9 protein-coding genes and 2 pseudogenes are annotated in these 13,152 nt (G+C 66.6%); 8 read left to right on the forward strand and 3 right to left on the reverse strand.

Annotated elements, in window-relative coordinates:
• Positions 1–92: 92 nt before the first annotated feature.
• Together AB0F18_RS35660 and AB0F18_RS35665 are read right to left on the reverse strand one after the other, a co-directional pair.
• Complete coding sequence (locus tag AB0F18_RS35660) at positions 93–1,379, reverse strand: ParM/StbA family protein (protein ID WP_362068525.1); 1,287 nt, start codon at positions 1,377–1,379, stop codon at positions 93–95.
• Positions 1,380–1,437: 58 nt separating this feature from the next.
• A complete protein-coding gene (locus AB0F18_RS35665) occupies positions 1,438–1,902 on the reverse strand; it encodes a hypothetical protein (RefSeq protein ID WP_362068528.1) in 465 nt (154 codons plus the stop codon).
• 2,184 nt (positions 1,903–4,086) lie between these two features.
• Here AB0F18_RS35665 and AB0F18_RS35670 point away from each other — a divergent pair.
• The gene (locus tag AB0F18_RS35670; RefSeq protein ID WP_362068531.1) at positions 4,087–4,584 is read left to right on the forward strand and encodes a hypothetical protein; all 498 of its coding nucleotides are present in this window, start codon (positions 4,087–4,089) and stop codon (positions 4,582–4,584) included.
• 394 nt (positions 4,585–4,978) lie between these two features.
• Here AB0F18_RS35670 and AB0F18_RS35675 read toward each other — a convergent pair whose 3' ends face one another.
• A complete protein-coding gene (locus AB0F18_RS35675; RefSeq protein WP_285523268.1) occupies positions 4,979–5,314 on the reverse strand; it encodes an Lsr2 family protein in 336 nt (111 codons plus the stop codon).
• A 331-nt stretch (positions 5,315–5,645) separates the two neighbouring features.
• Between AB0F18_RS35675 and AB0F18_RS35680 the strand changes: the two genes are divergently transcribed.
• From AB0F18_RS35680 to AB0F18_RS35710, 7 genes and pseudogenes are all read left to right on the forward strand, one after another.
• The gene (locus tag AB0F18_RS35680) at positions 5,646–7,451 is read left to right on the forward strand and encodes a type II CAAX endopeptidase family protein (protein WP_362068534.1); all 1,806 of its coding nucleotides are present in this window, start codon (positions 5,646–5,648) and stop codon (positions 7,449–7,451) included.
• Between the two features lie 23 nt (positions 7,452–7,474).
• Positions 7,475–7,757: pseudogene (locus AB0F18_RS35685) on the forward strand (transposase); the annotation flags it as partial.
• Between the two features lie 281 nt (positions 7,758–8,038).
• A pseudogene (locus tag AB0F18_RS35690) lies at positions 8,039–8,696 on the forward strand (IS110 family transposase); the annotation flags it as partial.
• A gap of 1,143 nt (positions 8,697–9,839) precedes the next feature.
• Positions 9,840–10,133, forward strand: a complete 294-nt coding sequence (locus tag AB0F18_RS35695; protein ID WP_362068536.1) for a hypothetical protein — start codon at positions 9,840–9,842, stop codon at positions 10,131–10,133.
• A 194-nt stretch (positions 10,134–10,327) separates the two neighbouring features.
• Complete coding sequence (locus tag AB0F18_RS35700) at positions 10,328–10,891, forward strand: hypothetical protein (protein ID WP_362068539.1); 564 nt, start codon at positions 10,328–10,330, stop codon at positions 10,889–10,891.
• Between the two features lie 8 nt (positions 10,892–10,899).
• Entirely contained in the window at positions 10,900–12,135 is a 1,236-nt protein-coding gene (locus AB0F18_RS35705) for an MAB_1171c family putative transporter (protein WP_362068542.1), read from the forward strand.
• A 320-nt stretch (positions 12,136–12,455) separates the two neighbouring features.
• A complete protein-coding gene (locus tag AB0F18_RS35710) occupies positions 12,456–13,085 on the forward strand; it encodes an HAD-IA family hydrolase (protein WP_362068545.1) in 630 nt (209 codons plus the stop codon).
• Positions 13,086–13,152: the final 67 nt, after the last annotated feature.

Raw genomic sequence — 13,152 nt, forward strand, 5'->3', positions numbered from 1 at the left:
TGGAACAGCTCCCACAACTCATCCGGCACCAGCCGCTCAACAATTCCCGCCACGATCGACAGCCTACACAGCACGCCAAATGAGATGACGTCTTACTGTGCTTGCCCGCGCGCTTTCGCGGAGAGGGCCTGCTGCTCGACGTGCCGTGCCGCGATGTACAGGCCCTCGCGGTTCAGGTGTCGCGAGTAGCTCGAGTCGAGGTAGAGCACGGGCACATCGCCGGCGGCCTTCAGAAGCGCAGGGTGCAGCAGGTGCTTGATAGGACCCGAGCCGCCGCCGTAGACGTAGACGACCTCGGTCGTCGCACCGGCCTGGGAGAGGACGTCGCCGAAGGAGGAGACGATCTCGTCGACCAGGTAGCCGGCCTCGTCCTCGACGAAGCCGGCGGCGCGCTGGTGACGATTCTTCACCAGCACAGACGGCTTCGCGTGGAGGAAGTCCGCCAGCTGCTTGCGTGAGGAGAACTGCAGCGTGGCGTCCGACTCACTCATGCGCTCCATGGCGTTCATCAGCGCGGTGCCGTAGCCCTCGTCGAGCGTGGCTGCCGCCTCGGGGTTGAACCGCCCATCGGTGAAGACCGGGAAGTTCACGGTGCCCTCACCGATGTCGACGCCGATGGTGTTCTGCACCGCCACCAGATCGGAGGCCGTGACCCCTTCCACGACGGAGGCGTCGCGAGTGCGCAGATCATCGAGAAGAGCCTGGGCCAGCGGTTCGCCCTTGTCGGTGATGGCGAACTGCGCGGAGGCACCCTCGGCCATCACCTGAACGTCGACGAACTGCAGGCGCACCGAGACCGGGGTGCTGAAGTTCTTGATCGTCACCAGGTGCACAGCGGGGTCGGAGCTGCCCAGCAGACCGATGAACTCGGCGGCGTAGGCGTGGCGGCGCGCGACGAACTCGGAGATCGGCAGCGCCAGGCCGGCGCGCACCTGCACGCGCAGCTCGTGACCGGGCAGCGCGCCGTTCTCGCGGACGTAGTCGCGCAGGGCCTTCGCGGCGAAGACACCCAGGACCAGGACCTTGCTCAGCTCCTGATCAGCCTTGGAGTGCTTGCCCAGTACCTCGAACTCGGTGAACTTCGAGCCGCGCACGCTCAGCGCTGCCCGGCCGAAGATTCGGCGGTCCGACGCCGCTACCAGGGTTGTGGTGAGTGAGCAGTCGATCTGGTTGTAGAAGTCGCCGGCCATCACGGAGGCCGCATCCGCGTCGGGGAGCGGCACCTTCGGCGAGGTGCGGGAAGTCGAGACGACTGCGCTGGGCAGATCGATCTCGTCGAAGATCTCCTGCTTCGTATTCTGGATGACGCCCTTGACGTAGCCGTTGCCGACGTCGATGCCGCCGGTGAGGGTGATGATGTCGTTGCTGTTGGCGCTCATGAATTCGGTCCCTCGGTGTCTGTGTCGTCTGCCTGGAAGATGAAATTCACCGCGCCACTCAGCGCCGAGTACTCGCCATGATTTCGTCAATGGAGGCCTGCTTCGGAGGCTCCGGGTTTGGGCCGGCGGCACTTACCGCAGGTTCCTCGACCGTCTCAACAGGTGTCGGAACCGGCTCGGGTCGGGCGACCGGCGCTGGTGCTGTCTTCTCGACGACGGCGTCGGCCTGGTCGGCGACCACGGGCTGTGGCCGAACAGGCATGGCGGCCGGACGGCGCTCGGTGACCGCCCCGTCGTCCTCGCGCTGCTCGGTGCTCTCCAGCGGCGGCCGGCCGCGACGCGGCAGCTGCTCGACGGGCTTGTAGTAGACGTCGACGTATCCGTCGCGCTGAATGGACTCCCGAATGAGCAGTCGCAGCGACTGCGAGATGTTCTCCTGCTGATCGAGCCACTCGATCACCGAGGTGTCGGCAGCGGGCACGGTCCAGCGGACCTTGCGAGGTTCACTCGGCCGATTCGCCATTGCACTCACCTCGCCCTGCCGCTCGCTCCTGCACTCCATCCGGTCGTTCGCGGGATGTCTCGAGCTCTGTCACATGGACTCAACACCCTTCATGGTTGCCCTCTTATTCGAATCGCTATGAGTCCACTCTAGTGTCCCTATTGAGCCCCATGCAAGTCCCACTCGATACGCGAGTCGTGCACTATTCGTGTCCTCAGTCGTCTCTGGCGGGGACATCGGTGAGACGCCGCAGTGCCCCTGCCGGAGGCGGCTGGGCGCAAGCCGGCGGCGCCACGCGCCTATGAGTCCCACGTGCAACGCAACAAGGGCTCCCACGGGACACCTGCGAGACACCTGACGTCAGGGCGTGTCAGGGCATGGTCTCGGGTATGCCGCACGGGGGCGTATCCAAGCTCCCACTGGTGTCCCGACTGTGCCTCCTGAGAGACCCCACCCGGCTCCCCGACGCAGATGTGTCTTCCGAGGGCACTGTGTGCGACACCGGGGCGGCACTGTTGGAGCGCGCGCGAGATGCCGCGCGGACACGCGCGGGACTCTGAAAGACCCAGCGGCAGCCATCGGTGTCTTGTACGTGTCCCAGTCGTGGCCCCTGCGCGTTCCGATAGCCCACTGCAGAGACGCGAAGGAAGCGCTGATTCACGGGGCATCGAGGCCTGACCCGCGCCCCTGCTGAAGCCATTCGGCGGGTACGTCGAGACAGTCATGGACCGCTGGCGGAGCGTGGCCGGCACAGCTGTCAGCGAGACACCGACACAGCGCTGGTGCAGCGGTCGGCACAGGGGCGTCATCGAGCCGACAAGGTTGCGCAGAGAGAGAAGGGTCGAAGGGGGGAGTAGGCCCCGACACCCAGCGAGCGTGCGAGGAACGACGTGCTTGCGCAGCATGGGCCGTGGGGTGGAAGAGGCTCCGGGGCATTGCTGCGGAGGCACCCCTTGGAGGAAGACGACAACGCACCCGCACCCCCCGAGCTGCTCGCTGTGCCCGATGGGCAGATGGTCGCAGCAGCCGGGGCTCTCTTCTTTTGATGCGTCCACGAGAGACCGCACCGGGCTCGCCGCGCAAGCGCGAAACGACACACGGCCCGGGGCCGGATCGTGTCGACAAGGTAGTGCCGAACGCCCGCCTCGGCCGCGGTGCGTGACGTGCCGGCACGCTGCCGCAGCAGCACCGGAGCAACGACCGGAGCACAGCAAATCCAGGTTGGTGCAGCTGGCGCAGCACGATGGTGCGAGGCCGACTACGCCGTCAGCAGCGAGCGATGAAGCCGAGCGTCATCCACAGCCGAAGCGACGGCGTCGCGAGAGGACGGATCCGCTCATAGGCGAGGGCTGTGCCGCCTACGGCGGCAAGGGGACGCACCGGAGCTGTGCCCCGTCGGGAGCAGACCCGTACCCCGCCTCGTTCGTGCCTCACGAGGACGGATCGGCACGGGGGTACGGCCGTATCCCGAACGACGAAACAGCAGTACCGCCAGAAGGCGTGATGACCAGGCGAAACAGCCTGCCCCGTACCCCCGCTGCACGAAAGGGGGGAGGGGTACGAGTCGAGAGGGTACGGACCGTTTCCCCTGATGTTCGAGGCTTCCGCCAGTGCTCCAGCCGTGGAACGGCGGGGACGGCGACAAGGAAGTGAAAGGGCATAAGGGAATCTGATAACACGTGTCCTGCGGACTCTCGCTCCGCTCGGCCTGTTCACTGCGCTCCGATGACGTGTCAGGCATGGCCGACGGGTTCCACCGGTCGCTTGGCTCGCCGCTCCGTCGGTCGCCGGCGCTCCCTCGGGCTATGCCCAGCCCAGCGCTTGGGAGGCGAACCCCAACACTGCCCGCCGCAGTTGTCGCAGACGTGTGGGCAGGGGCGAAGAGTGCGGCAGTGGATGGGCAGGCGCGCAGCGCCTGGCTCAGGCGAGAAGTGACGCTCCGGGCGGTGGTTCGCAGTGCGATCCGGCCGGGGTGGATCACTCCAGTGGGATCTTCCGGATCGTCAGCCGGAAGGGCCGCCGCGGGAGCTGGAGTGAACATCGAGGTCGCACGGACCCCACCGGGGCCCGCACTCGATGGTCGCCACTCCACCCGAGTCCACGAAGAGGCACACCACGACACAGCCCCAGCCTGAACTCGTCCTGATAGAGGAGCCCGCTGCGTGCCGAAGTTGTAGAAGTCGAACAGCGAAGCCGTCGCCGAGGATGCGCTCCGGCGAAGTCGGGGACGTCGACGACGTCGACTTCACTGACGACGAGAACAGCACGGTCGTCACCCTGAACATCCCCCGCAGCGGTGACGGGATGTACATCGTCCACCTCATGCCGATGTGTGGTGACGATCGGATCCGCGTCGAGCTCCAGCGGGAGAAGGACCTGGCCGTGATCGGGTCCAGTACCGGCCGGCCGGAATGGGGCAGCAGTACGCAGGCCGCCGCGCCTGCCCAGACGCCAGGACCGCAGCTCTCGACTCCAGCTGTGGAGACCGTCGAGTCACAAGGAGAGGAGACTCGAACGATTGCTGAAATGATTCCAGAATCGTTCTCGCACGTCGTCCTGGTCACCGGTTCCCGCAGCTGGAACGACGCGAAGAGCATGCGTGAGACGTTCGACGACGCCTGGCGCGGCTGGGGGCCCAAGAACGTCACCCGGCCGGTGCTTCTTTCGGGGCACTGTCCCAAGGGGGCTGACGCCATGGGCTGAACTGATGTGACGGGACGCAGGCTTCGAGATCATCGTCTTTCCCGCGGAGTGGTCGGCCCACAGGGGAGCAGCCGGACTCCAGCGGAACCTGGAGGTGGTCGACGCCGCCCAGGTCTTCCGCGAGGCCGGGACTCAGGTGCTGTGCACGGCCTTCCTCGACCTCTGCCGGAAGCCCGGATGCCCGAAGCGACGCCAGGAGCAGCTCATGCCGGATACACCGGGGCACTTCTCGCACGGCACCATCCACTGCAGGGCTCGAGCGGGACTGCGGGGATCAAGACGACCAATGCGATCCATCTGGTCTGAAGACGCGCGATGGGCCCTGCAGTGTGCTGCAGGGCCCATCGGGGGTGAATGACAGAAATCGGCCAGGAGGCGAACATCAGGCTCGGTGCTAGTTGCTCCGATCGATGCCGTGAGCCTCGTCGTAGGCCTTCATGACCTTCTTCGGGATGCGCCCCCGATCCGCGAACTCGTAGCCCTGCTCCTTGGCCCACTCGCGGATCTTGTCTCGCTCCTCGGCAGTCGTCTCAGGTACGACTCGCTTCTTGGGCGCAGGCTTCCCGGCTTTCCGGCTGACCTCCAGGTACGACTTCAGTGCAGCCTCAAGGCCCTTCTTCTCCTCAACTGTGAGATCGACTTCGTACCAGGTGTCTCCCAGGCCGAAGGTCACGGTAGCCGCATCCGGCTTACCGCTGAGATCTGACTCAACAATGCTTCGAATAGCCATACCGGCGAGAGTAGCCGATGCGCAAGGACTTTGGAAAGCCTGTCGGAGTCATTCGATATAAGTGCGCCATTTGGAACCCGAATGAGACTCAAAGATGCTGGTGAATTGACAGAAGGAGTGACTGTTACTGCTAGAATCGCAGCAACATTGAAAGGCGTCTCTCATACCTCGTTCTCCATCGACCAGCGACCCCGACCGAGAGGGCCTCCACCGTGTCCGCGCTTCATGCCGTCGACGACCACTCGCCCACCGACGAGGGCATCGACCTCCTCACACCGCTGTGTCAGCGCACAGGACGGTCGGATCAGTACCTGAAGGAGATCGAGTCGACATGGACGGCATCTCCTTTGGCGTCCTCGGCTACGCAGGCCTGTCCGAGCCCGGCTTCGACGCCCACGTCCTCTCCCAGGTGATCGAGGCATACACCCGCGTGCACCGGCCCGAGAAGCTTTGGGAGATCCGCCTGCTGCGTCCGTTCGCCGGGCTCGGCACCGTCTCCGACGTCATGCCCGTGCTGTACGAGAACCGCCGGCTGGTGGCCGATGCGATCTTGGTTGCCCGCCTGCTGCGCGTCGCCGCGCCGAAGACCATCCCCAATCCCTGGGGCGGGCGCGACGCCGACCCCGATGCCATCGACATCGAGCAGTCGATACTGATGCAGCTGCTGCGCACCGAGCCGCATCACCCGGTCTTCCTCCGGGTCTTCGACGGCTTCGCGATCGTGCTGAAGACCTTCGCCCAGGTGGGCAGGATCCGAGACGTCGAAGACCGCGACGACGGCTTCTTCGGCTTCTACGTCGCCCCGGCGATGAACAGCCCGCGCCGCACGGGGTCCGCGCTTGAGCCGTGCTACGCGGTGTTCACCGCCGGGCTGCCGGCCAACCGGATGGTGGGGGATCAACGACCACCCGGTCGTCGTCAACCGGCCCGCCGGCCCGCCGGCCCCGACGATTTCGACGGTGGTTCCGGCCGGGCGCCGAGGTGGTTCGACATCACCACCAGCCTGGAGCAGCACGACGGTCTCAGCGCCATCGGACACCGGCGAGCCTGCGTCGTTCGCGTCGCAAAGGCCGAGAAGCCAGGCGACCTGGTCGCCGTGCTGCAGGAGACCGCCCAGGTTGCCCTGCTCGCCGTCCGCACCGATGGCCCGAAGGGCGATCTCGTGCTCGGCCCGGACGCCGACTGCGACGCCGGCCTTGAAGATCTGCGGCGGCTGTTCGAGCCGGTGCGCCGGACCGAGGGCCTCAAGCCCTTCGGGCACGGCTTCGCCACGCCGGTCGTCGAGATCGAAACAGATCACCACGGGTGCTTGAGCCCCGTAGAGGAGGAGACCATGACGACGCCACCGACCACTTCGCGTCTGCTCGGCATCGGGTGGTGCGCCCTCGTGCCGTTCGCCGTCGTCGCGGTCTACCTCGGTCTGGGCACCGTCGCAGTCCGCCTCATCGGAGAGCCGATCGTCGCGACCTGCGTCCTGGGCATGCTTGTTGTCATCCTGGTCGGCTCAGTGAGGATCCAGCGGCCCCAGTGGCTCGCGCATGCGCCGGCCCCGCGGCCGCGCATGGAAATTCCGCGCTTCGGGTGGACCGCCGTCGGCTGCGCGGTTCTGGCATTCCTCGCCGGGCAGTCGATGGCCTTGTGGATCTACGCCACGACCGGGTCCACAGGCTTTGACGCGTCGAACCAGACGAGGCACGCGGCTGGAGTGCTGACGACCCTGCTGCTCGCCATGGTCGCGGCTCCTGCGGGGGAGGAGGCCCTGTTCCGAGGGCTGGTCTACCCCTTGCTGCGCAAGCGGGTGAGCATCCTCGCTTCCACGCTGGTCACCGCCGTGGTGTTCGGCCTGCTGCACGGCAACGCCGTGCAGTTCGCCTCGACCCTGCCATTGGCGGTGCTTCTGGCCCTGATCTACGAACACACGCGCGTGCTGTGGCCCTGCGTGCTCCTGCACCTGGGCTTCAACCTCGCTGCCGCCCTCGTCCCAGCACAGGTGTTCGTCGCTCTGGCGAACCCCGTCTCCGCGGCGCTCCTGTACCTGGCTTTCGCCGGCTGTGCCTTTGGGCTTTACCGGCGGGTCGCCGGCTTGACTGCGCCAAGCGCAGGCCCGGCCTCGGGAAGCGAGTCCGCGATGCAGTGAGCGAGGTACTCACCTCTTCTGAAAACGATGTTGCCAAGGTGCTGACGTCCATGCCGGGGATCGGCGTCAGGACCGAAGCACGGATGCTCATCGACGTCGGCGACGGATCCGGCTCCCCGTCTGCCGCCGACGCCGGCCTGGCCCCGCGACCCGCAGCTCAGGCTCGTCAATCCGTGGCGAACAGCCCTCCCGACGCCGAAACAAGCAGCTTAAACGGGTCTTCTCGCCAGACGCCGAGCCGACGTCCTCTTCGCGATGCTCCGAGACGGCACCTTGTACGAACCCCAACCCGCCCCATCAGCTTGACCAAACTCATAGGGGCACCCCGTTGTGTTTTCGCAGTCCTGCAACGGGGGCCGCCAGCCTCCAGGCCCAGTATGACTGTGTCCCCTCTGTCGACGGCATGACCTGGGGCGCGGTGTCGCCGGGTCCGAGGGGTGCCGTCGGAGACGCTGATGAGAGACCCGGCCACCGCCCGGTCCGGCGTAATGCCGGGCGGTTCGCGGGCGGCAGGTCTGCACAACGTGGATGCGCGAGCACGGTGCCACCGCCGAGGCCGGCACGGTCAACACTCGCGGAAGGGTGCGATGTCAGACATCGAAGGCATAGGCGTCTTCCTCGGGATGGACGTCTGGCCGGACGGCCCACCACGGCCACGGGCTCACCCGGCCGGGAAGAAGGTCTTCGAGAAGCCGATGCCCAACAGCGAACCGAAGCTGCGGGCCGTCTCGACAAGCTCAAGGCCAAGTTCGGCACCGTGCTGGTGATCGCGGACCAGCCCGCCTCGATCGGTGCCCTGCCACTGACCATCGCCCGCCACGCCGGCTGCGAAGTCGCCTACCTGCCCGGACTCGCCATGCGGCGGATCGCCGACCTCAACCCGGGCGAGGCGAAAACCGATGCGAAGGGCGCGGCAGTGATCGCGGATGCGGCCCGGACAATGCCGCACATCCTGCGCCAAGGCCGGCCGCCGCAGACTCGTCGAGCTGATCCGGCCCAAGGCCCCCGCGCATGGCCACCCGGCTGATCGAGGACGTCTTCGACGCCCTCGACGAACAGACCGTAGTGGTCCCGGGAACGGGCACCCTCGGCGTGGTCATCCCCTCGCCGGCCTGCTCGCTTGCCGCGGTCCACGAACAGCGCCGGGCACTGGAAGCCCAGATCGGCACCCGGCTGGAGGCCCACCCTCTTCACCCGGTCCTGACATCGATGCCCGGAGTCGGAGTCAGGACCGCCGCCGTCGTGTGCAGCCCTCCCGAACGGCGAGCCGCGCTCTCGCTCGACGCCAGCGCCCAGGAGCTCGTGTTCATCGGCGGCCCGCTACCCGTCCTGGCCCTGCACACCCTGACCGGCACCACCGTCGTGCTCATCGCCACAGCGGCGATCGTGTTCGCCGGGTGCGCGCTGTTCCTCACCGCACCGCCGCCCCGCCCGTGGAAGCCGTCCTGCACCCGCACGCACTGGCTCGGCCCGCTCCGTACCCCCGGCCGGCGCGCCCTGGCGGCAGCCCTGTTCGGGGCGGGCATAACCCTGGGAGCACTCAACGTCGTCGCCCTCGCCGCAGCCGAACGTCACCACGCCGAGTACCTCTCGACGATGATGCCCGCGGTGCTCGCCGTCGGCAGCCCGATCGGCGGCTTCCTCTACGTGACGCCGCACCTGGCCCGGCTCGCCGACGCGTCAACTCCGCGCGATCGGTTGCGGCTTTGCGGTCGGCTCCCTGCCGACGCTTGCCGACCCCGCCCCTGCCCTGGCCATCACGGCCGCCGTACTGCCCGGCCTCTTCCCCGCGCCACTGCTGGTGACCGGCTTCCACACGCTGGACTTCCTCGTCCCCCGCCTGCTCTCGCTGAGGCGTCGGCCTGGCTCATCGCCTCTCCGGGCCTGGGACAGGCCGCTGGGATCGCACTCGCGGGGCTCGTGCAGGCGGCCACTGCTCCCGCGGCAGCCGTCGGCGGGGCCGCAGCCGGGTTCGTCGTGCTCCGGGCCACACGCCGCCACTTCATCCCTGCTGCCGACTGTCCTCCGGTGGCGTCTGCTCAACCCGAACGTACGCTAAAATCAGTTGACTTGACGGGATTCTTGCGCGCAGGGATATCGTGCGAACTCTCATCAAGTGGGCTAGATGATCAACACCTTTGGTTGACCTGGCCATACTGTTCTGTTCCGCAACGGGGGTAAGGCCAGCACATGCGGTGGAAAGCTCGCCGCGTCGGCAAGGGGTATACGGTCAGCCGCCGTGCCGTACGCAGAGCGTCCGGGAACATCGTTGAGAGAACCAAGCGCAGGGCGCGGCCGTTTGACAACATCTTCCGCCCGCGCAGTGTCCGTGGATCACGCCCAGTCCACCGCATTGCCACCCGGGCGTTCACGGGCGCCGTCATCGCGTTGGCCTTCACGTTCACCGTTGCGTTCGAGATTGTCGCTGAAATCCCGTACTTCATGGAACCGCACGCCGGCGTCTTGGGTCTACCGATAGGCATGGGCCTGTTCTGTCTCTGCACCGCTGCCGTCGCGGTCTGCGCGGCGGAGCGGGGCGGCGCGGTCAAGCCGACAACCGGGCGGGCGGTGAAGGCCGTGGCCATGGTGCTGGACGTCGTCCACGACGTGCTGCACATGGTCACCACGCGTCGTCGGGCTGGGCAGCGAGGCGAGGGTTCACTGCATACGCGGAAAGTGTGACGACTACTGGCTCAGCCTGCCGAACGCATGACTGAGCGCGGGGTGGGTGGAGCCCCGCAAGCAAACGGGGCAGGGGCGAGGGGGACGGGGCGATGAGGTGGGCTGCTCGACGGAAGACCGCCCGGAGCGGGGAGAGTGGCGGGTTGCGTGCAGAACCAGGCGGTACAACGCCGATGCACCTCGCTAGAGCAGTCATGCAGTGGCGCAGGGACCCTTCGCGACGCGCCCTCTTGAAGGAATGCGAGAAGCTGCTTGCCGATCTGCCTGTGCCCACTCCCTTCAGTGTCGAGGCGCTGGTCCGGAACATGGAGCACGCACTGAAGCGTCAGATTCGGCTGGTGCCTTTTGACGACCCGGATGGAGGGCTGGGCACAGCCTGCGGCCTTCGAGTCAGGACGCCGGAGTTCACGGTCGTGCTCTACCGGCGCCGATCCAGCCGGAACCAGACCGAGCACATCATCCTTCATGAGCTGGCGCACGAGTGGCTGGACCACGGGAGCACCCTGAACGATGAAGAGGTCGAGCGATACGTCCCTGAGCACATCCGGGAGGAAGTCCTTCGTCGATTCCCGTTGGCTCTGGTCCAAGGCCGCGTGAACTACGACAGCCCGGAGGAGCAGCAGGCCGAGTTGTCGGCGTCCCTGATCAAGAGGTTGGCCCGCCGCCAGCCGTTGGCCGGCGACGACATGGTCAGCCTCTTGGAGTCCTCGCTCTCCCACCCGGTCGCTCCGCCGCGGCGTGGCTCCAAGAACGAATAACGGACGGCATGCTCGACTTCTTCAGGTACCTGACCGCGGCAGTGATGACCCTCATAGCCGTCTGGCGATTCCCGGCCGTCCGGTACGGTGACGCGCACCGCCGAGCCCTCTGGGGCGGCTACGCCGGATTCTCCGTGGCCTTGTGGCTCTACACACCAGCAGCGATGCAGGCCGTGGACCGCATCCCCGTGATCGATCTGAGCGCCCTCCTGAGGCACTTCGCCAGCACCGCTGCCATCATCGCGTCCCTGACGTACGTTGCGACCAGCTACGGCAAGAGCTCCGAGGCCGTGGTGCCCCGACACGTCACGGTGTCGCGCTGGATCGCCCGTGCCTCCTACCCGGTCGGCGCAATCGGCGTGACCCTGCTCACCATTCTCTTTTTTACCGTTGTGGACCGCCAGCGGCAAAGTAAAGACTTTCTCAGTGATCATGCAGGGGAATTAGGCGCCGCTGCGTATATGAGCGTCTTCTACTTCTTCCCGCTCGTCACAACCGCCGTCTGCGGCTACCAGTGGTCGCGGGGGGCGCGAGAAGCCGAGACGATCAGTATGCGAATCGGTCTCAGGCTCATGGGAATCTCGATGTGGATGGGGCTCCTCCACACGACGGCCCGAATCGTCATCGTGTGGACGGCGGTATTTTTCCCGCTGAGTCATTCCACAATGGAGATGCTCATTGATCTCACGGCGATGTGGATGAACCTGCTCTTCCTGATCGTGGCCGTAGGCGCGAGCATCCCCACCACCAGCGTCGTGGCTGCTCGCTGGAAGACATGGAAGACCCTCTACCGGCTTCACCCGCTCTGGTTCGACCTGGTGAAGGCTTTCCCCGGAACGAGTCTCTACCCGCCCGGGTCGCGCCTGGCCGAGCTGATCCACATGCGGGTCCCCAGCGATGTCCGCCTGGACCGATGGACCCAGGACATCGCTGATGTCTGCGAGAAGCTCCGGTACTACGCCCCGGAGCTGCTCCTGTGGGCTGCCGAGGAGGCAGCCGCGTCGCACCCCGACCCCGAGCCGGGCGCCGAGGCGTACTGGATCGCCGCTGCGCTCCGTGCCGCTGCCTCCACGAAGGCCAGCCAGTACGCGACAGCCCCGCTCCAGGAGAAACCTTTCGTCGACACGAACAGCGAGGCAGCTTGGCTCGTGCGAGTGAGCAAGGCTTACGCGGTCATCACCCCGGGCGATGCTCAAGAGCTTCTGCAGCAGTCTGCGGAGCTGAGTCTTGAACCGGACGCGTGAAACGTTGCAGCCCGAAAATGCCATTCGAGTTTCAAGTACTGCTCCTTAGGGGCTGAAGAAGTCGACTCAATTGGGAGGTCGTGTGAAATAGAAGACAGCCCTCCGGTACTATTGCCGCCCTTCGGATTCAGGCGGGGTCGCCAGCCCCAAAGAGGCGGCTGGTACCGTGGGCCAGACAGTGGGTGGCATCGTTTTCCGCCCTGTAAATACCGCCGACCCTGGAAAGCGAAGCGCAGGCGCTGTCGCCGCCACGCGCATGCCGGGGCCGGAACGCTGTCCGGTACGGGCGGCGCCCAGATTCTCAGCACTGGAGTTCCTGCATGTCTCAGCGCACCGGCCTCGTTCTCGACTTCGGAGGCGTGCTCACCACACCGCTCCTGCCCGTGGTGCTCGCCTTCGAGCAGCGTGAAGGGCTTCCCCAGGGTGCATGCATCTCGGCCCTGTACCAGGACGACGAGGGCGTCCGGATCACCGGCGACCTCGAGCGGGGAGCGGTCAGCCAGACCGAGTGGAACGAGATTGCCGGCAAGAAGCTGGGCGTCTCTCCCGACAACTTGATGGGCAGGATCTTCGGAGGCCTGCGTCCGGAGCCGCTGCTGATCAACGCGGCCGCCGCGGCGCGGCGAGCGGGCATCAAGGTGGGCATCCTGTCCAACTCGGTGGGCCTCGCGCCCTGGGACCTCTACGACGGCTACGACCTCGACAAGCTGTACGACGTCGTGGTGATCTCCGAGCACCACCAGCTGCGCAAGCCCGACCCCGAGCTCTTCGAGATCACGCTCAAGCTCATGGAGATGCCTGCCGAGCAGTGCGTCTTCGTGGACGACACCGAGGCGTACGTCCAGGCGGCGGAGCAGCTCGGTTTCGCGGGGGTGCACAACAAGGACCCCAAGCAGACGGTGGCCGACCTGTCGAACCTGCTGGGCGTGGACCTCACCGCCGCGCCGTAGCCGGCCCCCGGGCAGGCGCCTGGTCCAGCCGTCCCCGGCCGTTGGCCACCTCGCTGCGAGGTGGCCA

This window comes from Streptomyces sp. NPDC029216, from assembly GCF_040648015.1.
Classification (GTDB): domain Bacteria; phylum Actinomycetota; class Actinomycetes; order Streptomycetales; family Streptomycetaceae; genus Streptomyces.